Annotated in this window: 22 protein-coding genes; 5 read left to right on the forward strand and 17 right to left on the reverse strand. The window is 68.7% G+C overall.

What is annotated here, in order from left to right; all coding sequences use genetic code 11:
- The first annotated feature begins 28 nt into the window (after positions 1-28).
- Complete coding sequence (locus AC1Q6V_RS02435) at positions 29-676, forward strand: YbhB/YbcL family Raf kinase inhibitor-like protein (RefSeq protein WP_010813897.1); 648 nt, start codon at positions 29-31, stop codon at positions 674-676.
- A 64-nt stretch (positions 677-740) separates the two neighbouring features.
- Positions 741-1415, forward strand: coding sequence for a histidine phosphatase family protein (locus AC1Q6V_RS02440; protein WP_010813896.1), 675 nt, complete (start codon positions 741-743; stop codon positions 1413-1415).
- 2 nt (positions 1416-1417) lie between these two features.
- On the opposite strand, the gene AC1Q6V_RS02445 is transcribed toward AC1Q6V_RS02440, so the two are convergent.
- The 17 genes from AC1Q6V_RS02445 to AC1Q6V_RS02525 form a co-directional block, all read right to left on the reverse strand.
- A complete protein-coding gene (locus AC1Q6V_RS02445; RefSeq protein WP_010813895.1) occupies positions 1418-2143 on the reverse strand; it encodes a queuosine precursor transporter in 726 nt (241 codons plus the stop codon).
- Between the two features lie 166 nt (positions 2144-2309).
- Positions 2310-2894 (reverse strand): BPSL1445 family SYLF domain-containing lipoprotein, encoded by a 585-nt coding sequence (locus tag AC1Q6V_RS02450; RefSeq protein ID WP_010813894.1) that lies wholly within the window; start codon positions 2892-2894, stop codon positions 2310-2312.
- A 44-nt stretch (positions 2895-2938) separates the two neighbouring features.
- A complete protein-coding gene (locus tag AC1Q6V_RS02455; RefSeq protein ID WP_010813893.1) occupies positions 2939-3532 on the reverse strand; it encodes a hypothetical protein in 594 nt (197 codons plus the stop codon).
- 202 nt (positions 3533-3734) lie between these two features.
- The gene (ruvB, locus tag AC1Q6V_RS02460) at positions 3735-4793 is read right to left on the reverse strand and encodes a Holliday junction branch migration DNA helicase RuvB (protein ID WP_010813892.1); all 1059 of its coding nucleotides are present in this window, start codon (positions 4791-4793) and stop codon (positions 3735-3737) included.
- Positions 4794-4851: 58 nt separating this feature from the next.
- Positions 4852-5433: a Holliday junction branch migration protein RuvA gene (ruvA, locus tag AC1Q6V_RS02465; protein WP_010813891.1), complete on the reverse strand. Its 582-nt coding sequence runs from the start codon at positions 5431-5433 to the stop codon at positions 4852-4854.
- Between the two features lie 78 nt (positions 5434-5511).
- Complete coding sequence (locus AC1Q6V_RS02470) at positions 5512-6744, reverse strand: glycerophosphodiester phosphodiesterase (RefSeq protein ID WP_454749236.1); 1233 nt, start codon at positions 6742-6744, stop codon at positions 5512-5514.
- Between the two features lie 80 nt (positions 6745-6824).
- A complete protein-coding gene (ruvC, locus tag AC1Q6V_RS02475; protein WP_010813889.1) occupies positions 6825-7370 on the reverse strand; it encodes a crossover junction endodeoxyribonuclease RuvC in 546 nt (181 codons plus the stop codon).
- A 147-nt stretch (positions 7371-7517) separates the two neighbouring features.
- Entirely contained in the window at positions 7518-9092 is a 1575-nt protein-coding gene (purH, locus tag AC1Q6V_RS02480; RefSeq protein WP_010813888.1) for a bifunctional phosphoribosylaminoimidazolecarboxamide formyltransferase/IMP cyclohydrolase, read from the reverse strand.
- A gap of 22 nt (positions 9093-9114) precedes the next feature.
- Positions 9115-9348: a Fis family transcriptional regulator gene (locus AC1Q6V_RS02485; protein WP_010813887.1), complete on the reverse strand. Its 234-nt coding sequence runs from the start codon at positions 9346-9348 to the stop codon at positions 9115-9117.
- The gene (gene dusB, locus AC1Q6V_RS02490; protein ID WP_454749237.1) at positions 9345-10406 is read right to left on the reverse strand and encodes a tRNA dihydrouridine synthase DusB; all 1062 of its coding nucleotides are present in this window, start codon (positions 10404-10406) and stop codon (positions 9345-9347) included. Before dusB ends, AC1Q6V_RS02485 begins: the two co-directional genes overlap by 4 nt.
- Before the next feature lie 286 nt (positions 10407-10692).
- Positions 10693-11931 (reverse strand): UbiH/UbiF/VisC/COQ6 family ubiquinone biosynthesis hydroxylase, encoded by a 1239-nt coding sequence (locus AC1Q6V_RS02495; RefSeq protein WP_454749254.1) that lies wholly within the window; start codon positions 11929-11931, stop codon positions 10693-10695.
- Complete coding sequence (locus AC1Q6V_RS02500) at positions 11912-12391, reverse strand: hypothetical protein (RefSeq protein WP_010813884.1); 480 nt, start codon at positions 12389-12391, stop codon at positions 11912-11914. The genes AC1Q6V_RS02495 and AC1Q6V_RS02500 overlap by 20 nt, the downstream gene beginning before the upstream one ends.
- A complete protein-coding gene (locus AC1Q6V_RS02505; protein ID WP_010813883.1) occupies positions 12388-13791 on the reverse strand; it encodes an aminopeptidase P N-terminal domain-containing protein in 1404 nt (467 codons plus the stop codon). The genes AC1Q6V_RS02500 and AC1Q6V_RS02505 overlap by 4 nt, the downstream gene beginning before the upstream one ends.
- Positions 13792-13897: 106 nt before the next feature.
- On the reverse strand, positions 13898-14641 hold the full coding sequence (murU, locus tag AC1Q6V_RS02510; protein WP_454749238.1) for an N-acetylmuramate alpha-1-phosphate uridylyltransferase MurU: 744 nt from the start codon (positions 14639-14641) through the stop codon (positions 13898-13900).
- Positions 14641-14964 (reverse strand): AzlD domain-containing protein, encoded by a 324-nt coding sequence (locus AC1Q6V_RS02515; RefSeq protein WP_010813881.1) that lies wholly within the window; start codon positions 14962-14964, stop codon positions 14641-14643. Before AC1Q6V_RS02515 ends, murU begins: the two co-directional genes overlap by 1 nt.
- Positions 14961-15764: an AzlC family ABC transporter permease gene (locus AC1Q6V_RS02520; protein ID WP_010813880.1), complete on the reverse strand. Its 804-nt coding sequence runs from the start codon at positions 15762-15764 to the stop codon at positions 14961-14963. Before AC1Q6V_RS02520 ends, AC1Q6V_RS02515 begins: the two co-directional genes overlap by 4 nt.
- A 4-nt stretch (positions 15765-15768) precedes the next feature.
- On the reverse strand, positions 15769-16803 hold the full coding sequence (locus AC1Q6V_RS02525; protein ID WP_058697878.1) for an aminoglycoside phosphotransferase family protein: 1035 nt from the start codon (positions 16801-16803) through the stop codon (positions 15769-15771).
- Between the two features lie 216 nt (positions 16804-17019).
- Here AC1Q6V_RS02525 and AC1Q6V_RS02530 point away from each other — a divergent pair, with 216 nt between their 5' ends.
- The 3 genes from AC1Q6V_RS02530 to pdxA are packed head-to-tail and all read left to right on the forward strand — an operon-like array spanning position 17020 to position 22079.
- Positions 17020-19461, forward strand: coding sequence for an LPS-assembly protein LptD (locus AC1Q6V_RS02530; RefSeq protein WP_011614549.1), 2442 nt, complete (start codon positions 17020-17022; stop codon positions 19459-19461).
- 9 nt (positions 19462-19470) lie between these two features.
- A complete protein-coding gene (locus AC1Q6V_RS02535) occupies positions 19471-20946 on the forward strand; it encodes a peptidylprolyl isomerase (protein ID WP_010813877.1) in 1476 nt (491 codons plus the stop codon).
- Positions 20947-20975: 29 nt separating this feature from the next.
- Positions 20976-22079: a 4-hydroxythreonine-4-phosphate dehydrogenase PdxA gene (gene pdxA / locus AC1Q6V_RS02540; RefSeq protein ID WP_011614551.1), complete on the forward strand. Its 1104-nt coding sequence runs from the start codon at positions 20976-20978 to the stop codon at positions 22077-22079.
- Positions 22080-22092 lie beyond the last annotated feature (13 nt).

Consider the following 22092-nt stretch of genomic DNA (forward strand, 5'->3'; position numbering starts at 1 on the left):
CGGCGCGGCACCAAGACAGGAGAGACAAATGAAACTCTGGAGCAAGTCCTTCAACGACAACGCGCCGATTCCCGGCGAGTTCGCCTTCTGCGTGCCCGACGCCGCCGCCCACGTGGCCCTGTCGAATAACCGCAATCCCGACCTGCGCTGGGAAGACGCCCCGGCCGAGACGCGCTCGTTCGTGCTGATCTGCCACGACCGCGACGTGCCCAGCAAGGGCGACGACGTCAACCAGGAAGGCCGCGAAGTGCCGGCCGCGCTGCCGCGCGTTGACTTCTTCCACTGGGTGCTGGTCGACATCCCGCCGGGCCTGACCTCGATCGCGGCGGGCTCGCACAGCGACGGCGTGATCGCGCGCGGCAAGCCGGGCCCCGAAGCCACCGGCGGCACCGCCACCGCGGGCGGCCTGCGCCACGGCATCAACGACTACACCGGCTGGTTCGCCGGCGATGCCGACATGAAGGGCGACTACTACGGCTATGACGGCCCGTGCCCCCCGTGGAACGACACGCTGCTGCACCACTACGTGTTCACGCTGTATGCGCTGGACATCGACCGGCTGCCGCTCGATGGCACCTTCACCGGCGCGCAGGTGCGCGAGGCGATCCAGGGCCATGTGCTGGCGCAGGCCAGCCTCACCGGCACTTATACGCTGAACCCCAATCTGGCGAAATAACGTCTGGCCGGCGCCGCGCCAGCCGCGCGGCGCCGGCCTCAAAGGAAATCCCGAAGGAAACGGCATGTCGCAAAGCCCCGGGCCGCATTCGCTGGCCTATACCCACCTGATCGTGATCCGCCACGGCGAAACGGCCTGGAACCGGGAGCGCCGGCTGCAGGGCCAGCTCGACATTCCCCTGAACGAGACGGGCCGCGCCCAGGCGCGCGCGCTGGCCACGGCGCTGGCGGGCGAGCCGATCGATGCGGTCTATGCCAGCGACCTGTCGCGTGCGATGGAAACCGCTGCGCCGCTGGCCGAGGTGCTCGGGCTGCAGGTGCGCCCCGATGCGCGCCTGCGCGAGCGCAGCTACGGCACGCTGCAGGGTAAGACCTACGCCGAAGTAGCCGAGCACCTGCCCGAGGATTTCGCCCGCTGGCAGGCGCGCGTGCCGGACTACGCGCCGCCTGAAGGCGAATCGCTGCTGGGCTTCCATGAGCGCGCGGTCGAGGTGGTGCTGGCGCTGTCGCGCCGGCACCCCGGCGAGCGCATCGCGCTGGTGGCGCACGGTGGCGTGCTTGACTGCCTGTACCGCGAGGCCACCGGCATGACGCTGGAAGCACCGCGCCAGCATGAACTGCTCAATGCCAGCGTCAACCGGCTACGCAGCGACAGCAGCCACCTGACGCTGGCGCAGTGGGGCGATGTCAGCCACCTTGAAAACCTGGCGCTGGACGAGGTGGACCGGCGCGTGCCTTAGCGCTACACGCGGACGCGGAACGGGGTGAAGTCGGTATTGCGGTCGAAATAATCCTCGTTCTCGGCCCGCTTCAGGAACCCGACTACCTTGTACGTCACCGGTGTCATCACCACTTCCCAGCCGGTCTTCAGCACGTACTGCGCCACTGCCACCTGGATCACCTTCTCCAGCGGCCAGATGCCGTAGAACGCGATCACGTAGAACAGCGACGAGTCGACCAGCTCCCCGGCCAGCGTAGAGCCGATCGTGCGCGTCCACAGCCACCTCCCCGAGGTCCACAGCTTCATCTTGGCCAGCACGTAGCTGTTGGTGAAGCTGCCGCAGCAGAAGGCGATCAGCGAGCCGAGCGCAATCCGCCAGGTGTTGCCGAACACGTCCTGCAGGCTTTTCTGGTAGTCCGCCATGAAGGGCGCCACCGGCATGTTCAGCACCACCAGGCTCATGAAGGTGGCGAAAGCCAGCGCGGCAAAGCCGGCCCAGACCACGCGCCGGTCGCGGCCGTAGCCGTAGACCTCGGTCAACACGTCGCCGAAGATGTAGGAGATCGGGAAGAACAGCACGCCGGCGCCGAAGGTCACCGTGCCGATCACGGGCAGCGTCACCTGTGCCGCCTTGGCCGCGCCGATCAGGTTCGAGCACAGCAGCACGGTGACAAAGGCCACCATGACGAAGTCATAGTAACGGTAGACGCGGCCAGCGGGGCCTGCGCTGGCGGGGATGGCGGACATGGGGGCTCCCGGTCGGACGCGCTGGCGCGCGGTGTTTTGGGCGCGATTATGCCAGCGGACCCCGGATTCTGCCGCGGCATGCGCAAGCGTTGCTGCGGCCGCCTGAAATGAAAATTCCCGGCCGAAGCCGGGAATTTCAGGTGGAGCGGCGCAGCCGGTGGCCGGGTCAGATATCCAGCTTGCTGATCTTGGAGCCGTTTACCGAGACGTCGAACATCAGGCCGGCATTGGTCTGCACGAAGGCAATCACCGGCTGCTGGCTGGTCAGGGTGTCGAGCCTGCCGTCCGCGCCGACCTTGGCCACCGCCACGTTGGCATCGGCGCCGGCGGTCCAGCCCTTGCTGGCAACAAACTTGTTGTAGGCCTCCGGGGTCATGAACATGATGATGACGGCCTTGGACTGCCCGCCGGCGGTCAGCCCGACCGAGGCCTGCGTCGTGCTGTAGTAGCCGACCGTCGCGCCCTTCGATCGCAGCGCACCCTCGCCGTACTCGCCGCCTACCACCAGGCCGGCCGAGATGACACGCGGGAACACCAGGACTCCTTGCGCACGCTGCGCCAGGTCGCGTGCGCCGGGGTTGGCGGAGAACAGCCGGTTCAGCGCTCCGTCCACCCCTGCATCGATTTCCTGCTTCTTGGCGACCGGGTCCTTCGAGGCGCTGGTGCCGGTGGTGGTGCAGCCTGCCGCCATTGCGGTGGCAACGAGCAGGCCCGATCCGGCAACCCGGGTAACAAAGTGGCGACGATTCATAGGTAACCTCCTGATGGGAAAAGTACCGCGTCTGGCTCAGTGGCTCAGTTGGCTGCGGCTGCCGCGGGTGCCTTGACCGTAATGGCCACGACTTCACGGTAGACGATCTTGGCCATCTGGCCCTGCTTGATGCCGTTCAGGTCGATGGCCGGATCCTGCACTTTCACGGTGCGCAGCGTCTCGCGCGGACCGCGGAAGGTGATCAGGCGCTTGGCCGGGTCGACCTTGGTGATCTGTGCGGTCACTGTGGTGGTGATCTCGCGCATGATGCCGGGCTTGCCGCCCTCGGCGGCGCGCGTGGTGCGGTCGACCGATTCGGCCAGTGCGGTGGCCTTGCTGTCGACCGGCTCAAGCGCGGCGACCAGCGCGGCGCCACGCGCCACGGTGAGGATGTCGCCCTTGCGGATCTGGCCAAAGTTGCGGGCCTCGTCGCCAGCCACCAGTTCGACCACGTTGCCGCGCGGGCCCTGGACCAGCACGGCCTTGGATTCGGGATCGATATCGACGATCTTGCCGCTGATGACCGCCTCTTCGGCCACGCCGACCGGCGCCGGCGGGCGCTGGGCGTTGGCACTGCCGGCGGCGAACGCGGTGGCGGCGAGGGCTGCGGCGAGCAGGCTGGACGAATGGCGAATCATTGGCTTTCCTTGACGTATTTGTGAAGGTGCCGTGCCTGGCGGGGCGCGGCCATCGCAGCACCGGGCCGGTGCCGATAAAGCCATTGTGGACAATCGGCCACGGGCCAGCAATCCACTTCGAAAAAATTTGGAGCGCGAAATTAAAACGTTTAATTGGTGCTGCGCCGGGGCCCTGCCAAGGCGCTGTTGCTGCTTCGTGCTGTCAGGCGTCGCCGAACAGTTCGCTGGCGCCGCTGCCTTGCGGGTTGGCCAGGCCGAAATGCCGGTAGGCGGCAGCCGTGGCCACGCGCCCGCGCGGCGTGCGCTGCAGGTAGCCTTGCTGGATCAGGTAGGGCTCGAGCACGTCCTCGATGGTGTCGCGCTCCTCGCCGATGGCCGCGGCCAGGTTGTCCACGCCCACGGGGCCGCCGCCGAACTTGTGCAGCACGGCTTCCAGCAGCTTGCGGTCCATCAGGTCGAAGCCGACGCTGTCCACGTCCAGCATGGCCAGCGCCGCGTCGGCCATGGCGCGAGTGATGTTCCCGTCACCCTTGACCTCGGCGTAGTCGCGCACCCGGCGCAGCAGCCGGTTGGCGATACGGGGCGTGCCGCGCGCGCGCCGGGCGATCTCCAGCGCGCCCTGCGGGTCGATACGGGCATGCAGCAGCTGCGCCGAGCGCGTGACGATGCGGGCCAGCTCATCGGCGGTATAGAACTCCAGCCGCGCCACGATGCCGAAGCGGTCGCGCAGCGGGTTGGTCAGCATGCCGGCACGCGTGGTGGCGCCCACCAGCGTGAACGGCTGCAGGTCGAGCTTGACCGAGCGCGCCGCCGGGCCCTCGCCGATCATGATGTCGATCTGGTAGTCCTCGAGCGCCGGGTACAGGATCTCCTCGACGACCGGCGAGAGCCGGTGGATCTCGTCGATGAACAGCACGTCGTTGGCTTCCAGGTTGGTCAGCAGCGCGGCCAGGTCGCCCGGGCGCTCCAGCACGGGGCCCGAGGTCTGGCGCAGGTTGACGCCCATCTCGCGCGCGATGATGTGGGCCAGCGTGGTCTTGCCCAGGCCCGGCGGGCCGAACAGCAGCACGTGGTCCAGCGCCTCGCGCCGGTTGCGCGCGGCGTGCATGAAGATATCGAGCTGCCCGCGCACCTTTTCCTGGCCGACATACTCGTCCAGCAGCTTGGGCCGCAGCGCGCGCTCGAACGCCTCCTCCTGCGACGAGGCGGGGGTGGCGGCAATTACGCGGGCGGGGGCGGCAAGCTTGTCAGTTTCGATCATGGTGGTCAGGGGCCCGGACAGCGGCAACAATCCGCCATTCTACGCGCCTATGCAGGTCTCAAGCCTTGGACAATGCCTTGAGCGCCAGCTTGATGCCGTCCGACACGCCGGTCCCCGCCGGCACCTGCTTGATCGCGGCGGCGGCTTCCTTTTCCGAGTAGCCCAGCGCCAGCAGCGCATTGAGCACGTCGACGGCGCTGTCCGGCACCGCCGGCGTGCCCGGCACGTGGCCCAGCTCCGCGCCCAGCTTGCCCTTGAGCTCCAGCAGCAGCCGCTCCGCGGTCTTCTTGCCGATGCCGGGAATGCGCGTGAGGCGGCCGGCTTCCTGCAGCGTGATGGCCTGCGCCAGCTCGGGCACCGACATGCCCGACAGCACCGCCAGCGCCATGCGCGCGCCGATGCCGGTGATCTTGATCAGCTCGCGGAAGGTGTTGCGCTCCGATGCGGTGCCGAAGCCGTACAGCAGGTGCGCGTCCTCGCGCACGATCAGCTGCGTCAGCAGTGTCACCGGCTGGCCCACCGCGGGCAGGTTGTAGAAGGTGCTCATCGGCACGTCCACCTCGTAGCCGACGCCGTGGCAGTCGACCAGCAGGTGCGGGGGATTCTTCTCGATAAGGGTGCCGGCGATGCGTCCGATCATGGTGCGGAGGAGGGAATGGAAGGTGGGGGTCAGGGACCAGGCGGCCGCAAGTGTAGCCCAGCGGCCGCCCTGCCGGGGTCAGCGCGCCGGCGTATCCACCGCGCGCCGGCCCAGCGCCGGGTCGTCGGTGAAGAAGCCATCGATGCCGGCCGCGATAAAGGCCTGCACTTCCCGCTCCATGCCGGACGGGCTGCGCGTGGCGTCGTCGCCGCCGGTCTGGAGCGCCTTGGGCAGGAAGCTGTTTTCCGGACGGAAGGTGTAGGGATGGACGAACAGCCCGGCAGCATGCGCCTGGCGCACCACCGGCGTCGGCGCAGCCAGCGCGCCCTGCGCATCGCGCGGCACCACGCTGCTCTTCTCGGGGCCGATGCCGTCGGCATAGGCTGCCACCTCGCGCAGGCCGGTTGCGCCCAGCATGTCGCCGAAGGTGCGGCCGTCGCCCGCCAGCTTCCAGTCGGCCGGGCCCTTGCGCGGGTTGCCGATGAGCTGCACCAGCTTCACGTTGGGCTGCCCGCTGCCAAGCGTGCGCCGCAGCGCGCGCAGGCTGCCGGTCTCGAAGCATTGGATAAACACGGGTGCGTTGCGCAGGTAGGGTTGTGCCCGCAGCGCGGCCACCAGCTTGTCCTCGAGCGGCAGCCCGATGCCGCGGAAGTAGCTCGGGTGCTTCAGCTCCGCGTAGATGCCGATGGGTTTGCCGGTGCGCAGCGCGGCCTGCTCGGCCAGGCGCACGATCTCGTCGAAGGTCGGCACCTCGAACTGGTCGTTCAGGCGCGCATTGTCCGGGCGCAGGCGCGGGATGCGCTCACGCGCGCGCAGCGTCTTGAGCTCCGCCAGCGTGAAGTCTTCGGTGAACCAGCCGCTCAGGCGCTCGCCGTCGATCACCTTGGTGCGCTTGCGCTCGGCGAACTGCGGCAGTTCGGCCACGTTGGTGGTGCCGGTGATGTCGTTCTCGTGGCGCGCTACCAGCACGCCGTCGCGTGTCATGACCAGGTCGGGCTCGATGGCGTCGGCGCCGTCCTCGATGGCTTTGGCGTAGGCGGCAAGTGTATGTTCGGGGCGCAGCGCGCTGGCGCCGCGATGGGCGATCACCAGCGGTTTGGGAGGCTGGGTGGCGGCGGCCGCAGGCGCAGCGCTCGCGGCGGGTGCCGGCACCGGAGCCGCGGACACGGGCTTAGGGCGCGGCGCGGTGGCGCAGCCCGCGACCAGCGCGGCGCAGGCCGCGGCGGCCGGAAACAGCCAACGCCGGAAGGCAAGAACAGGGAAGAGGCTGGGGCGCCGGCGCGGCGCGCTCAATCGGGACTGACTAGGCATGCAGCGTTCCTGTGGTGAGACCAAGGCCCGATTGTAAGAGATGGGGAAGCGGGCACAGCAAGCGCCAGCCGCTGGCGTGTTCAGCCGACCAGCCGCCCGCGCCGCACGCGCATGCCTTTGCGCACCAGGTCGGGCGCCAGGCCCGACAGCGTGCCCAGGGTATCGCTGCCGTTGGCATGGCAGATCGCCACGCCGAGCGCATCGGCCGCATCGCTGCCGGGCTGGCCGGGCAGCATCAGCAGCCGCGTCACCATTTCCTGCACCTGCGCCTTGTTGGCGCGGCCGTAGCCGACCACCGCCACCTTGAGCTGCAGCGCGGTGTACTCGAACACCGGCAAGCCGTAGCCCACCAGCCCGCAGATCGCCGCGCCGCGGGCCTGGCCGAGCAGCAGCGTGGACTGCGGGTTGACGTTGACGAAGACCTTCTCGATCGCCGCGCAGTCGGGTGCATAGGTGCGCGACACTTCGCTGATGCCGTCGTAGAGCGTCTTCAGCCGTTCCGGCAACGTTGAATTGCCGTCGCTCTTGATCGTGCCCGAGGCCACGTAGGCAAGCTTGTTGCCGTGCTTCTCGATCACGCCGAAGCCGGTGGTGCGCAGGCCGGGGTCGATGCCTAGGATTCGCATTGGGTGGGTAGGATGGATGCCGTCGCTAGTGTATTGCTTTTTGCACCGGCACCTAAGGCAAAAAGCGGTTTCGCTTTCCCTTGCAGGAGAACGAAACCGCTTCGGAGCCGGCGGCCTTGCCAGGCAAGGCCGCAAGCCTGCCAGTGCTTAGTGGCGGAAGTGGCGCGTGCCGGTCACCACCATGGCGATGCCGCGTTCGTCGGCGGCGGCGATCACTTCGTCGTCGCGCATCGAGCCGCCCGGCTGGATCACGCAGGTCGCGCCCGCGTCGACCACCACGTCCAGGCCGTCACGGAACGGGAAGAACGCGTCCGAGGCCACTGCCGAGCCGGCCAGCGTCAGGCCGGCATTCTGCGCCTTGATGCTGGCGATGCGGGCCGAATCCACGCGGCTCATCTGGCCCGCGCCCACGCCCAGCGTCATGCCGCCGCCGCAGAACACGATGGCATTGGACTTGACGAACTTGGCCACGCGCCAGGCGAACATCAGGTCGTCCATTTCCTTCGGGTTCGGGTGGCGGCGCGTCACCACGCGCAGCTCGGACGGCTGCACGTTCCTGGCGTCCGGGCTCTGCACCAGCAGGCCGCCGCCGACACGCTTGAAGTCATACTGGTTGATGCCCTGGCCCAACGGGATCTCCAGCAGGCGCACATTCTGCTTGGCCGCGAACACGGCACGCGCGCCGGCGCTGAACGACGGGGCGATCAGCACTTCGACGAACTGCCTGGCCACGGCCTGCGCGGCGGTTTCGTCCAGCTCGACGTTGAAGGCGATGATGCCGCCGAAGGCCGAGGTCGAATCGGTCTTGAAGGCCTTGTCATACGCTTCCAGCGCATTCGCGCCCAGCGCCACGCCGCACGGGTTGGCGTGCTTGATGATGACGCAGGCGGCGCCGCTGGCGGCGTCGAACGACTTGACGCATTCCCAGGCCGCGTCGGCGTCGGCGATGTTGTTGTACGACAGTTCCTTGCCCTGCAGCTGCACGTAGTTGGCCAGCGCGCCGTCCACGGCCCTCAGGTCGCGGTAGAACGCGGCGGACTGGTGCGGGTTCTCGCCGTAGCGCATTTCCTGCACCTTGTCGAAGGCGAGGTTCAGCGTCTGCGGGTAGGCGCTGCGGCCCTGGTGCGACTTGTCGGCACCCAGGCTGGTCAGGTAGTTGGTGATGGCGCCGTCGTACTGGGCGGTGTGCGCGAACACCTTGGTGGCCAGGCGGAAATTGGTGTCGTAGCCGACGCTGTTGGCGTTGGCGCGCATTTCGTCGAGCACCACGGCGTAGTCGGCCGGGTCGACGATCACGGTCACGTCGCGATGGTTCTTGGCCGCCGAACGCAGCATGGTCGGGCCGCCGATGTCGATGTTCTCGATCGCGTCGGGCAGGGTGCAGTCATCCTTGGCCACGGTCTGCTGGAACGGGTACAGGTTCACCACCAGCAGGTCGATGGTCGGGATGTCGTGCTCGGCCAGCGCGGCCATGTGCTCGGGCAGGTCGCGGCGCGCCAGGATGCCGCCGTGGACCTTGGGATGCAGTGTCTTGACGCGGCCGTCGAGCATTTCCGGGAAGCCGGTGTAGTCGGCCACCTCCGTCACGGGCAGGCCGCTGTCGGCCAGCAGCTTGGCGGTGCCGCCGGTGGAAAGCAGCGTGACGCCGAGCGCGTTCAGTTCGCGCGCGAAATCGACGATGCCGGTCTTGTCGGAAACGGAGAGTAGGGCTTGCTTGATCATGGCTGTGGGAGACGCTTCAAATTCAAAGTAAACCGTGCTGCTGCAGCTTCTTGCGCAGCGTATTGCGATTGATGCCCAGATAGGCGGCGGCCAGCGACTGGTTGCGCTCGGCGCGCACCATCACGGCTTCCAGCAGCGGCCGTTCGACCGCCTCGAGCACCATGTTGTACATATTGGACGGCTCTTCGCCGTCCAGGTCGCGAAAATAAGTGTCCAGGCTTTCCCGGATGCACTGGTCGATAGCGTTGCGGCTCATGCGGCAAGCAACTCCCCGTTTTTGTTGTTGTTCGCTTCGTCTTGGTCTTGTGCTGCGTCGTCCACGTACACCAGCCGGTCAGAGATCTGCGCCTGCTCGTCGAAGAACGCATTGACCGCCGCCAGTTGTTCGGCGGTGCTCTCCAGTGTGTTCATGCGGTGGCGGAACAGGTTGGCGCCGCGCAGCCCGCGCGTGTACCAGGCAATATGCTTGCGCGCGGTGCGCACGCCGGTGAATTCGCCATAGAAGGCGTAGTGGTCTTCCAGGTGCGCATTCATGATGGCACGGATCTCGGCCACTTCCGGCGACGGCAGCATCTCGCCGGTCTTCAGGAAGTGCTCGATCTCACGGAACAGCCAGGGCCGGCCCTGCGCCGCGCGGCCGATCATGATCGCGTCCGCGCCGGTCAGCGCCAGTACTTGCTTTGCCTTCTGCGGCGTGGTGATGTCGCCGTTGGCGACCACCGGGATCGAGACCGCTGCCTTGACCGCGGCAATGGTCTCGTACTCGGCGTCACCGTGGTACAGGTCGGCGCGGGTGCGGCCGTGGATGGTCAGCATGCTGATGCCCGCGTCCTCGACCATGTGCGCGATGCGCAGCGCATTGCGGTTCTCGCGGTTCCAGCCGGTGCGGATCTTCAGCGTGACCGGCACCCGGTCGCCCACGGCGCCGACCACGGCCTGAACGATGCGCACCACCAGCGGCTCGTTCTGCAGCAGGGCCGAGCCGGCGGCGACGTTGCACACCTTCTTGGCCGGGCAGCCCATGTTGATGTCGATGATCTGCGCGCCGCGGTCCACGTTGTAGCGCGCGGCCTCGGCCATCATCGACGGCTCGGCGCCGGCGATCTGCACGGCGATGGGTTCGACCTCGCCGGCGTGGTTGGCGCGGCGCATGGTTTTCTCGCTCTTCCACAGCTGTGCGTTGGACGCCACCATTTCCGACACCGCATAGCCCGCGCCGAGCTGCTTGCACAGCTGGCGGAAGGGCCGGTCCGTCACGCCCGCCATCGGGGCGACAAACAGGTTGTTGCGGAGTTGGTGAGGTCCGATCTGCACGGTTGGGCGGCGGTTCTGAGAGGCCGTCCCGGTGACCGTAGCGCGCCCTCGCGGCGTGGATGGCGCCAGGGAAGGGGTCGGGACAGCCTGCTCTGAGACGGAAGACGAAACGGAAAAACATGCCCCTGCCGAAACTGCAGCCGGCCTTGGATCGGGACATGTGCGAGGGCAGGATTCTACCGCCAAACCATCGCCATTGCCCAAGATTTGAGCATCCGGAGCGCAACCGGGCAGGGGCCGTGGCGCAAACGCCGCCATGCGCGTGGCGCTTGCGCCACTGGCGGGGTCAGCGACGCATCCCGAACATCATGTGGCGCGCCAGCGCATGCCGCAGCGGCGGCAGGCAGGCCAGCACGGCCAGCGACGCGCCCCGCGCGTGCGCGGCCAGCGGGTAGGCGATGCCGAACACACGTGGCAGCAGGTCGGTCACGCCGATGGTGACGGCGCGGTCGAGCCGGTGGCGGCTGGCGAAGGCTTGCAGCGCCTGCGGCGTGCAGGCGCTGCGCAGCGAATCGGCCAGCGCGAAGGCGTCGCGCAAGCCCAGGTTGAGTCCCTGTCCGGCCACCGGGTGCAGCGTTTGCGCGGCATTGCCGACCGCCGCCACGCGGCCGTTGACGGTCACCGGGGCCGCATTCAGGCCGAGCGGGAAGGCATGGCGCTTGCCGGCCAGCGTGAAATGGCCCATGCGGTCGCCAAAGGCCCGGTCCAGTTCCGCCGCGAACTCCCCTTCCGGCAGCGCGATGCGCCGCGCGGCCTGGTCCGGCGGGCAGCACCACACCAGCGCATAGCCCGGCACGCCATGCTCCTCGTGCGGCAGCAGCGCCAGCGGGCCTTCGTCGGTAAAGCGCTCCCAGGCCCAGCCCGGCTGCGGGCGCGAGCAGGTCACATGGGCGATCACCGCGGTCTGGCGGTAGTCGCGCGTGCGCGCGCCGCGGCCCTGGTGGGCGGCCTGCTGGTGGAACAGCCCGCCCTCGGCCTGCACCACCAGGCGCGCGGCCAGGTGTGCCACCTGGCCGTCGTGGCCGGTGCCGGCCAGTTGCACGGCGCCGGCATCGGGATCGTCCGCGGCGCTCGGCGCAGGATCCTGTGCGATCTGGTCGATGCGGGTCTCGAACACACGCTGCAGCCGGCCTTCGCCCGCCGCCTGCGCGGCATGGGCGAGCGCGCGCTCCAGTGCCTCGCACAAGTCGCCGTAGCGGACCACGTAACCGAGCGCCGGCACGCCGTAGTCGTCATGGTGCAGCCGCACATGGCCGAAGCGGCCGCGCTGCGAGACATGGATATGCTCGATCGGGCTGCCGGGCACCGGCCAGGCGCCGATCTGCTCCAGCAGCTGGCGGCTGCCATGCGACAGCGCGATCGCGCGCGGATCGCGCGCGGCGCGCGCCGGCGTGGCGGCATCGACCAGTGTCAGGCGCCAGCTGGTAGTGCGGAGCAACTGGCAGGCCAGCGCCAGCCCGACCGGGCCGCCGCCGACGATGGCGATATCGCGCAGGCTTTGGAAATCAGGCTGCGCGGCCGGCATCGTCGCTGCCTCCTGCATGACCCGCATCCGCCTCCGTTGGTGCTGCCGCATCGCGCTTCCAGCAGATCGCATCCGAGCGCGATTTGCCGGCCGCGGCGTCGCGCAGCGCGTTCTCGAGCTTCTGGTGGTTGAAACCCGGCAGTGCGCGCAGCTGCTCAAGCAGTGCACCATGGTTGGCGGCATTCAGCGGCGCCACGCAGCCCTGGCCCGAATCGGGCGTGCCGATCAGGATCAGCCAGGCCGTGCCGGCCCAGGGCGCGCGGTCGGACACCCGGACCACCACGCGCTCGAGCGTGTCCCAGGCGACTTCCTCGCGCTGGCCGTCGGGGCGGTGCACCACCACGCGGTCGTCGTACAGGTTGATGATGAAGGGTTCGGACGGATCGGGCCGGCGGTCGCTGCCAGCATTGCTGCCGCTGCGGGCCTGGCCCGGAAAGATCCTGCGCAGCCAGCCGATCATCGCAGACCTCCGGCCGCATTGGCGTTATCGCGCATCAGCGCCTCGATCTCGTCGGCCAGCACCGGCACGCCGCGCGTGATCAGCTCGCAGTCGCCGTCGGTGACCACGGCGTCGTCCTCGATGCGGATGCCGATATGCCAGTAGCGCTCGGGCACGTCCTCGGCCGGGCGCACATAGATGCCGGGCTCGATGGTCAGCACCATGCCCGGCTGCAGCGGCCGCCACGGGCGCTCGCCTTCGCCGCCGTGGCTGGCCACGCGGTATTCGCCCACGTCATGGACATCCATGCCAAGCCAGTGGCCGGTGCGGTGCATGTAGAAGCGGCGGTAGCTGCCGCTGGCGAGCACGTCGTCGAGCGTGCCTTCCTTGTTGCGGTCGAGCAGGCCGGTATCGAGCATGCCCTGCGCCAGCACGCGCACGGCGGCGTCATGCGGCACGTTGTAGGGCACGCCGGCGCGGGTCTCGGCGATGGCGGCGTCCTGCGCGGCCACCACCAGGTCGTACAGCTCTCGCTGCGCCGGCGAGAAGCGGCCCGAGACCGGGAAGGTGCGGGTGATGTCCGAGGCGTAGCCGTCGAACTCGCAGCCGGCATCGATCAGGCAGAGGTCGCCGTCCCTCAGTTCGGCGGGGCCGGCGCGGTAGTGCAGCACGCAGGCGTTGGGGCCGGCCGCGACGATCGAGTTATAGGCCACGCTCTGCGCGCCATGGCGGCGGAACTCATAGAGCAGTTCCGCCTCCAGGTGGTATTCACGCAGTCCGGCGCGGGTGGCCTGCATGGCCCGTACATGGGCCCCGGCGGAGATCTGCGCCGCGCGGCGCATGGTGGCCAGCTCGCCGGCATCCTTGAACAGGCGCATTTCGTCGAGCACGGTGCGGATGTCGAGCGCAACCGACGGCGCGGCCACCCCGGCGCGGCCCTGCATGCGCACGGCGTCCATCCAGCGCCGCATCTGCACGTCGGTGCGGGTCGAGTCGGCCAGCGGGTAGGCAATCTGCGCGCGGTTGGCCAGCAGCGGCGGCAGCGCGGCGTCGATCTCTTCGACCGAATGCGCTTCATCGAAGCCGAACGCGGCGCGCGCGCCATCCGGGCCGAAACGGAAACCGTCCCAGATCTCGCGCTCTTCATGCTTGGGGCGGCAGAACAGGATGCTGCGGTCGGCATCGGCGGGGTCGCCCGGCGCGCCGGCCACCAGCACCAGCACGGCCTCGGGCTCGGTAAAGCCGCTCAGGTAATAGAAATAGCTGTCGTGCCGGTACGGGTAGTCGCTGTCGCGGTTGCGCATGGCTTCCGGCGCCGTGGGCAGGATCGCCACACCGCCGCCGCCGGCGCGCAGGTGCTGCAGCACACGGGCGCGGCGGTCGCGGCAGGCGGCGAGGAGGGCGTTGTCGGGTGAGGACATGGTAGGGCCTGGGATGAGGAGGATCAGGGCGATTCTACCGCCGCTGGCGCCTCGCTGGCCGCGGGATCGTCCGGGCGCCTTGCCAGCCCCCGCCCAGTCAGTCGACCTAGCGCCCGTGCGCCGCCACAGGCGCTGCTGTCGCAAGCGCCGCATCCAGCTCGGCCAGCTGCGCCGGCGTGCCCACGTTCTCCCAGCGCCCGTCGAAGCGTTCGCCGGTAGCGGCGCCGGCCTCGATGGCCTCCCAGTAGTAGGGTGTCATCGGCATTTTGGTGCCAGGTTCGATGGCGGTGAAGAGGCGCGTGTCGTACAGGCCGATATTGCCGAATGTCAGCCGTTCGCCACCGTTGGCCAGTGTCCCGTCGAGCGTCAGCAGCCCGTTCGGTTCCAAGGTGAAGTCGCCGTTCGGGTGAAAGTCCGGGTTGGGCACCATCACCAGGTGCATGCGCGGGGCGGGCGCGCCGGCCATGTCGTGCGCGCGAGGCAACAGCCTGCGGAAGTCGTAGTCGCAGAAAATGTCGCCCGACACGGCCAGGAAGATCTCGCCGCGCTCCGGGTGCGCGGACAGCAGTGGCAGGGCCTGTGCGATGCCACCGGCGGTTTCCAGCGCAGTGCCCTCGGCAGAATAGGCCAGCCGCACGCCAAAACGGCTGCCGTCTCCCAGCGTGGCTTCGATCTGTCCGCCCAGCCAGGCATGGTTGATGACGATGTCGCGCAGGCCGGCACGCGCCAGCGCCTCGATCTTCCAGACGATCAGTGGCTTGCCGCCCACCGCCAGCAGCGGCTTGGGGCAGGTATCGGTCAACGGACGCATGCGGTCGCCGCGGCCGGCGGCGAAGATCATGGCCTTCATCAGAACAGAGCCTCCAGGGCAAGCAGCGCGGCCATGCCACCGGCGATGGTCCAGCCCACGCTGCGGGTTCGAGCGGCGATCAGGATGGCCACCACGCCGGCCACCAGCCGCGCGTTGGCGGGGGTGAGGGCAAGCTCGCCATGCTGCATCAGCAGGTCAGGGGCGATCAGCGCCGACAGCATCGCTGCCGGCACGAACTGCAGCGCGGTGCGGAACCACGACGGCAGCCGCACGCGGCCTTCCACGGCGATGAACGACAGGCGGATCAGGAAGGTTGCCAGGCCCGCGGCAAGGAAGACCCACAGCAGGGTCATCGCACTCATGCGGCCTCCTTGCCGGCTGTTCCGCCTGGCGTGGCATCGGCGCCGCGGCTGGCCGGGCGTTGCCCGGGGCGGTTGCCGCGGCCCAGCAGCAGCATGCCCACGGCAATGCCGCCGAGCGCCGCCACCATCAGCCCGAGCTTGTGCGGCAGGCTGTAGCAGGCCACCGCCAGCACGCTGGCGGCCAGCGCCGCGGCCACGTGCGAGCGGTGCTTCAGGCCCGGCACGATGATGCCGATGAAGGTCAGCGGCAGGAAGAAGTCGAGCGGCCAGTCGCGCGGCACCTGGGCGCCGACCAGCACGCCGGCCAGCGTCGACAGCTGCCAGCTGGCCCACAGCGCGAAGCCGCCGCCGAAGTAGTACCAGTGGCGGTAGCGGGCGCGCGGGCCGCTGTCGCCAAGCCGGTGCGTCATCGCGGCAAAGGCTTCGTCGGTCAGCAGGTAGGCGATCAGCGCCTTCCAGCGCCGCGGCAGGTGCGCGAGCGTGGGCGCGATGGTGGCGGAATACAGCGCATGGCGCAGGTTGACCATGGCCACCGTCAGCGTGATCACCACTGCCGGGGTGCCGGCGGTCCACAACTGGGTCAGGATCATCTGCGAGGCGCCGCCGAACACGACCACGCTCATCGCGCAGGCCAGCCACGCCGGCATGCCGGCGCCGACGGCCAGCACGCCGTAGATCAGGCCGAACGGCACCACGCCCAGCAGCATCGGCGCGAGCGCGCGCGCGCCGGCCAGCCATTCGCCGGCGGCGGTGATGGCGGGCGCGCGGTGGTCGCGCAGAACGGGCTGGTTGTCGGGCACGGCGTCAGAACGTGTAGCCGGCCGGGCTGGCCACGCCTTCGAGCGCGTCCAGTAGCCGGATCAGCTTGCGCAGTTCGGTGTAGCGGCCGGCCACCTGGCGGGTGTACTTCATCACCAGCGGCAGGTTGGCGAGGTAACCGTCCTTGCCGTCGCGGTGGTACAGGCGGGCAAAGATGCCCAGCACCTTGAGGTGGCGCTGCAGGCCCATCCACTCAAAATCGCGATAGAACTCGCCAAAGTCGGCGCTGACCGGCAGGCCGGCCTTGCGCGCGCGCTCCCAGTAGCGGATCAGCCAGTCCAGCTGCTGCTCCTCGTCCCATTCGATATAGGCGTCGCGCCATAGCGAGACCGCGTCGTAGGTGATCGGGCCGATCACCGCGTCCTGGAAGTCGAGCACGCCCGGGTTGGCGCCGCCGTCGAGCACCATCAGGTTGCGCGAGTGGAAATCGCGGTGCACGTAGACCTGCGGCTGCGCAAGGATATTGGCGAGTAGCGCTTCAGTCACTTCGCGCAGGTCCGCCTGCTGGGCCTCGGTCAGAGTGGCGCCCAGGTGCCTGGCCACATACCACTGCGGGAACAGGTCGAGCTCGCGCTGCAGCAGCGCGCGGTCGTAGGCCGGCAGTTCGCCGGGGCGGGTGGCGGCCTGGATGCGGACCAGCGCGGCGGCCGCGTCGGCGTACATGGCGTGGGCGGTGGAGTCATCGAGCCGCGACAGGTAGGTCTGGTTGCCAAGGTCGGCCAGCAGCAGGAAACCCTGCTCCAGGTCCTGCGCCAGCACGGTCGGCACGGTCACGCCGGCCGCGCCGAACAGCCCGCATACGTGGATGAACGGGCGGCAGTCCTCGTGCGCCGGCGGGGCGTCCATCACGATGGCGGTGGGATGCGCCGGATGGCCGGTGCTGACGCGGAAATAGCGCCGGAAGCTGGCGTCGGCCGAGGCGGGGGCGCAGGAATCGGGATCGGCGGACCAAGTCGGGCCAAGTCCGGATACCCAGGCCTTGAGCTGGTCCAGGCGCGGGTCGTGGGGGAGAGCTGCCATACAGATACGTGTGGGGAACGGGCGCAGAGTGGAAACGTAAATGAAACCGAAAGTAAGCGGGAAGGCGACCCTAGGTTGCCCCGTATAATACCCGACCAGACCCGGGCGCCGGGCGGCCCCCGGGTGGGGCCATTCGGTGCCCCGCAGCCTGCTCCGGCGGGGGCTGGCGGCTTGCAGGCGGGCCGCAGCCGACGCCGAGACTGACAACCCGTGCGAATGACCGAACAACGACGATCACCGAACAACAGGGCCTTGCCTTCGCCTGCCCCAACCAGCGTTCCTGCCCGAGCCAGGCGCGCCGGCGGCCTGCACGCGGGCGCACTGCGGCCGCTGGTGCTGGCCATGGCCAGCCTGTCGGCCGGCGCACACGCGCAGATGTCCGGTTCGGCGATCCCCGATCTCGACCAGGTCGAGCCGGTGTTCGAAGCCGCGCCGAAAGCGCCGCCGCTTCCGGTGGAATCCGGCGAACTGGTGCCGCGGCTTGCCGAACCCGGCAAACAGTCTGACGCCGGCTCCGACGCCCCGACCTTTATCGAGGCCGACCGCATGACCGGCTACAGCGAGCGCGGCGTCGAGCTGGAAGGCCATGCCGAGCTGCGCCGTGACGGCGGTGCGATCAAGGGCGACAAGCTGACCTACGACCAGGACACCGACGAAGCCTTTGCTCAGGGCAATGTGCGCATGTCGCGCAGCGGCACGCTGGCGGTCGGTCCCGAGGCGCGGATGAAGGTCGAGGCCAACGAAGGCTATATGCTGTCGCCGGACTATTATTTCCAGCAGACCGGCGGCTCGGGCAAGGCCGAGCGCATCGACTTCCTGGACAAGGACCGCAGCACCGCCAGGCACGCGTCATACACCACCTGTTCGCCGGACAACGCCGACTGGTATTTCAGCGCGAACCGGATCGACCTGGACAACGACCGCCAGGTGGGCGTGGCCTACGGCGGCGTGCTGAATTTCTTCGGCGTGCCGATTGCTGCGGCGCCGGCGTTCAGCTTTCCGCTGAACGACGACCGCCGCAGCGGTTTCCTGCCGCCGCTGATGGGCTACGGCTCGCGTTCGGGCTTCGACCTGACCACGCCATACTACGTCAATATCGCGCCGAACCGCGACCTGACCATCTATCCGCGGCTGATGACGGAGCGCGGCCTGCAGCTCGGCGGCGAATACCGTTATCTGGGCCAGGGCTACAACGGGCGCCTGCGCGCCGAGTTCCTGCCGGACGACAAGAAGACCAATTCGAACCGCTGGGCCTACTCGATCCAGCATAACCAGAACCTGGCCAAGGGTCTCAATGCCTACCTGAATGTGAACCGGGTATCGGACGACCAGTACCCGGACGATTTCAACCGCAGCGTGTCGCAATCGACGCTGCGCCAGTACACGCAGGAAGGCGGCGTTACTTATAACTGGCAGGATTTCACGTTCCTGGCCCGGGTGCAGAAGTTCCAGACGCTGCGCCCAAGCGAGCCGTCGTACGAGCGCGTGCCGCAGCTCAACGGCAAGTACATCCGCTATGACCTGGGCGGCTTCGACGTGCAGGTGGAAGCGGACTACACGCGCTTCCGCATTCCGCTGACGTCCACCGGCTTCCAGCAGCCGCAGGGCGAGCGCATGTTTATCCAGCCGAGCATCAGCTACCCGATCGTACGGGCGGGCTGGTACGTGACGCCGAAGGTCACCTTCAACGCGACCCAGTACCAGATGGAGGCGGCCTCCAACACGCCTACGGTGCAGAATAATTTCTCGCGCGTGCTGCCGACCATGAGCCTGGACTCGGGCATGACATTCGAGCGCGAGGCACCGACGGTCAGCCGCCTCTTCGGCGTGAACTATGTGCAGACGCTGGAGCCGCGCCTGTTCTACGTGTACACCCCGTTCCGCGACCAGAGCCAGTTCCCGCTGTTCGACACGGTGCAGTCCGACTTCGGCTACGGGCAGATCTTCAGCGAGAACCCGTTCACCGGCTACGACCGCGTCGCCGACAACAACAAGCTGACCGGCGGCCTGACCACGCGCCTGATCGAAGCCGACACCGGAATCGAGCGCTTCCGCGGCACCATCGCGCAGCGCTACGACTTCACCGGCCAGCGCGTGCAGATCAACGGCACGCTGGCGGATCCCAAGGCGGGTTTCTCGGATCTGCTGGCGGCCACCACCATCCAGATGTTCCGCGGCTATTACCTGGACGCGGGGGTGCAGTACAACCCGGACAGCGACCGGATCAACTACGGCAACGTGGCGGTCTCTTACCGGCCCGAGTCGCGCAAGGTGATTAACGCAGGCTACCGCTACCGCCGACCGACCTCGGTGACCGACAACACCGCGATCGACCAGTTCGAGGTGTCAAGCCAGTGGCCGATCACGCGCCGTGCCTACGGCATCGCACGCTTTGCCTTCGACCTGGCCGCAAGCCAGATGGTCGATGCGCTGGCCGGCGTCGAGTACGCCGCCGACTGCTGGGTCGGCCGCGTGGTCTACCAGCGCTTCCGCAACACCACGCAAGGCTACACCGGGCGGGTCTTCCTGCAGGTGGAGTTCCGTGGCCTTTCCAAGATCGGTTCCAACCCGTTGAACATCCTGCGCCTGAACGTGCCCGGCTATGAGCCCGTGTCGGCCAAGCCGGTGCCGACGACCCAGTTCGATCACTATGAATGACGGATTACGATGAAACGTCAAGAATTCGCCGTGTTTTCCTTTCTCCTGACGTCCTGGCATCGCTTGCTGCTGCCGGCCGTGCTGGCCGCCATGACGGTGCCGGCTGCCGCGCAGCTCAAGGCGCCCGGGACGGCGCCGCGCTCCAGTGGCATCTTCGTGCCGCAGGCGTCTGACGTCGCGGCGCCGTCGAGCCAGCCCAAGCTGGGCGTGCCCCAGGCCGGCGGCCAGAAGCGTTCGCAACTGGTCGACGAAGTGGTGGCAGTCGTCAACAACAGCGTGATCACGCGGCGCGAGCTGCTCGACCGTGCCGACGAGATCGAAGGCCAGCTGCGTGCCGCCGGCCGCCCGGTGCCCGCGCGCGCCGACCTGCTGGGCGAGGTGCTCGAGCGCCTCGTAATGGAGCGCGTGCAGACCCAGGCCGCACAGGAGGCCGGCATCCGCGTGACCGACCAGGAAATCGACCGCGCCATCGAATCGGTGGCACAGCAGAACCGGCTGAACGCGACCGAGTTGCGCCGCCGCGTCGAGGCCAGTGGCATGACCTGGACCAAGTACCGCGAGGAACTGCGCAAGCAGGTACAGGTGATCCGCCTGCGCGAGCGCGAGGTCGATTCCAAGGTGCAGGTCTACGACGGCGAGATCGACAACTACCTGGCGGCGCGCGGCGGCCAGGGCGCCGCCAGCGGTCCGACCGAATACAACGTGGCGCAGATCCTCGTGCGCGTGCCCGAGAATGCCTCGGACGCACAGAAGCAGGCGCAGCGCGCCAAGGCCGAAGGGCTGCTCAAGCAGGCCCAGGGCGGTGCCGACTTCGCGCAGCTGGCGCAGGCCAATTCCGAGGGCCCCGAGGCGGCCCAGGGCGGCGCGATGGGCTTCCGCGAGATCGGCCGCCTGCCGGCACTGTTCGCCAACGCCGTGGTCGACCTGCAGGCTGGCGGGGTGGCGCCGCAGGTGGTGGAAAGCGCGGCGGGCTTCCATGTGGTCAAGCTGGTGGCCAAGCGCGCGGCGCCGGCATCCAGCCCGGCCGCGGCCTCGAAGATCACCCAGACCCAGGTGCGCCACATCCTGATCCGCACCGGCCCCAACATGCCCGAAGCCGAGGCGCGCCGCCAGCTCAGCACGCTGCGCGACCGCATCACCCACGGCGGCGATTTTGCCGACGCGGCCAAGCGTTTCTCGCAGGACGGCTCGGCGCAGAACGGCGGCGACCTCGGCTGGGTCTCGCCGGGCGAGCTGGTGCCCGAGTTCGAGCAGGCGATGAGCCGCCTGCGCCCGAACGAGATCTCGGAGCCGGTGGTCACGCAGTTCGGCGTGCACCTGATCCAGGTGCTCAACCGGCGCGAGACCGAGATGTCGCCCGAGAAGCAGCGCGACTTCGCCCGTGCCGAAGTCCGCGAACAGAAGCTGCGCGCAGCCTATGATGACTGGGTGCGCCAGCTGCGCTCGCAGGCGTACGTGGAGTACCGGGTCAACCGGCAGCGCTGAAGCGCCGGTCCCCGATCCGCTGACCTGACATGCCCGACCCGCTAGCCCTTGCCATCTCGACCGGAGAACCCGCCGGCATCGGTCCCGATATCACCATCGGGGCGTTGCTGCAGCTGGCGGGCGCCAACAATGGCGTCGGCGGCGGGCAATACCGCTTCCATGTGCTGGGCGATGCCCGCCTGCTGGCCGATCGCGCTGCGGCGCTGGGCGCCACGCACGCCTGGGAGCGGCGCATTGCCGACGGCGACGTGGTGGTCGAGGACATCCCGCTGGCGGTCGCGTGCGAGGCCGGGCGGCTCGACGCGCGCAACGGCCCCTATGTGCTGAAGCTGCTCGATGCCGCCATCCGCGGCTGCCGCGCGCGCGGCAAGGCCGCGCCCCGGTATGCCGCAATGATCACGGCGCCGGTGCAGAAGAGCACCATCAACGACGCCGGCGTCCCCTTCACCGGCCATACCGAATACCTGGCCGAGAGCGCCCGCGTGCCGCGCGTGGTGATGATGCTGGCCGGTCCGCAGCCCGCGCACGACGGCGCCATGCTGCGCGTGGCGCTGGCCACCACCCACCTGCCGCTGCGCGCGGTGCCCGATGCGCTGTCGGTGCCGCTGCTGGTGCAGACGCTGTCGATCATCGATGCCGACCTGCGCCGCTACTTCGGCATCTCGCGGCCGCGCATCCTGGTCACGGGCCTGAACCCGCACGCCGGCGAAAGCGGCCATATGGGCCGCGAAGAGATCGACATCATCACGCCCGCGCTGGCGCAGGCCAAAGATGCCGGCATCGACGCGCGCGGGCCCTTTCCGGCCGACACGCTGTTCCAGCCGCGCCACCTGCGCGATGCCGACTGCGTGCTGGCGATGTACCATGACCAGGGGCTGGCGCCACTGAAATACGGCACCTTCGGCCACGGCGTGAATATCACGCTGGGGCTGCCCTTTATCCGCACCTCGGTGGACCATGGCACCGCGCTCGACCTTGCCGGCACCGGCCAGGCCGAACACGGCAGCATGATCGAGGCCATCCGCAGTGCGGTCACCATGGCCGGCCACGCCAATGGCCGGCGCCCTGGCAGCAACGGTGCCACGGGCAGCCATCCTGGCCACACCCATTCCGGCCTGCAGCCGCCATGCTGAAGCTGGACGAATA

The organism is Cupriavidus sp. GW823-FHT07B10 (genome assembly GCF_058794355.1).

Bases quoted from the DNA above. Each gene is read 5' to 3' on its own strand.
- AC1Q6V_RS02495 (WP_454749254.1), bottom strand. From the start codon at position 11,931: ATGCCGGCCGCGCAGCCTGATTTCCAAAGCCTGCGCGATATCGCCATC.
- AC1Q6V_RS02455 (WP_010813893.1), bottom strand. From the start codon at position 3,532: ATGATTCGCCATTCGTCCAGCCTGCTCGCCGCAGCCCTCGCCGCCACC.
- AC1Q6V_RS02525 (WP_058697878.1), bottom strand. From the start codon at position 16,803: ATGGCAGCTCTCCCCCACGACCCGCGCCTGGACCAGCTCAAGGCCTGG.
- AC1Q6V_RS02440 (WP_010813896.1), top strand. From the start codon at position 741: ATGTCGCAAAGCCCCGGGCCGCATTCGCTGGCCTATACCCACCTGATC.
- ruvA (WP_010813891.1), bottom strand. From the start codon at position 5,433: ATGATCGGACGCATCGCCGGCACCCTTATCGAGAAGAATCCCCCGCAC.
- ruvB (WP_010813892.1), bottom strand. From the start codon at position 4,793: ATGATCGAAACTGACAAGCTTGCCGCCCCCGCCCGCGTAATTGCCGCC.
- AC1Q6V_RS02445 (WP_010813895.1), bottom strand. From the start codon at position 2,143: ATGTCCGCCATCCCCGCCAGCGCAGGCCCCGCTGGCCGCGTCTACCGT.
- purH (WP_010813888.1), bottom strand. From the start codon at position 9,092: ATGATCAAGCAAGCCCTACTCTCCGTTTCCGACAAGACCGGCATCGTC.
- AC1Q6V_RS02535 (WP_010813877.1), top strand. From the start codon at position 19,471: ATGAAACGTCAAGAATTCGCCGTGTTTTCCTTTCTCCTGACGTCCTGG.
- AC1Q6V_RS02505 (WP_010813883.1), bottom strand. From the start codon at position 13,791: ATGTCCTCACCCGACAACGCCCTCCTCGCCGCCTGCCGCGACCGCCGC.
- AC1Q6V_RS02515 (WP_010813881.1), bottom strand. From the start codon at position 14,964: ATGAGTGCGATGACCCTGCTGTGGGTCTTCCTTGCCGCGGGCCTGGCA.
- AC1Q6V_RS02450 (WP_010813894.1), bottom strand. From the start codon at position 2,894: ATGAATCGTCGCCACTTTGTTACCCGGGTTGCCGGATCGGGCCTGCTC.
- AC1Q6V_RS02470 (WP_454749236.1), bottom strand. From the start codon at position 6,744: ATGCCTAGTCAGTCCCGATTGAGCGCGCCGCGCCGGCGCCCCAGCCTC.
- AC1Q6V_RS02530 (WP_011614549.1), top strand. From the start codon at position 17,020: ATGACCGAACAACGACGATCACCGAACAACAGGGCCTTGCCTTCGCCT.
- ruvC (WP_010813889.1), bottom strand. From the start codon at position 7,370: ATGCGAATCCTAGGCATCGACCCCGGCCTGCGCACCACCGGCTTCGGC.
- pdxA (WP_011614551.1), top strand. From the start codon at position 20,976: ATGCCCGACCCGCTAGCCCTTGCCATCTCGACCGGAGAACCCGCCGGC.
- AC1Q6V_RS02500 (WP_010813884.1), bottom strand. From the start codon at position 12,391: ATGATCGGCTGGCTGCGCAGGATCTTTCCGGGCCAGGCCCGCAGCGGC.
- AC1Q6V_RS02435 (WP_010813897.1), top strand. From the start codon at position 29: ATGAAACTCTGGAGCAAGTCCTTCAACGACAACGCGCCGATTCCCGGC.
- AC1Q6V_RS02485 (WP_010813887.1), bottom strand. From the start codon at position 9,348: ATGAGCCGCAACGCTATCGACCAGTGCATCCGGGAAAGCCTGGACACT.
- murU (WP_454749238.1), bottom strand. From the start codon at position 14,641: ATGAAGGCCATGATCTTCGCCGCCGGCCGCGGCGACCGCATGCGTCCG.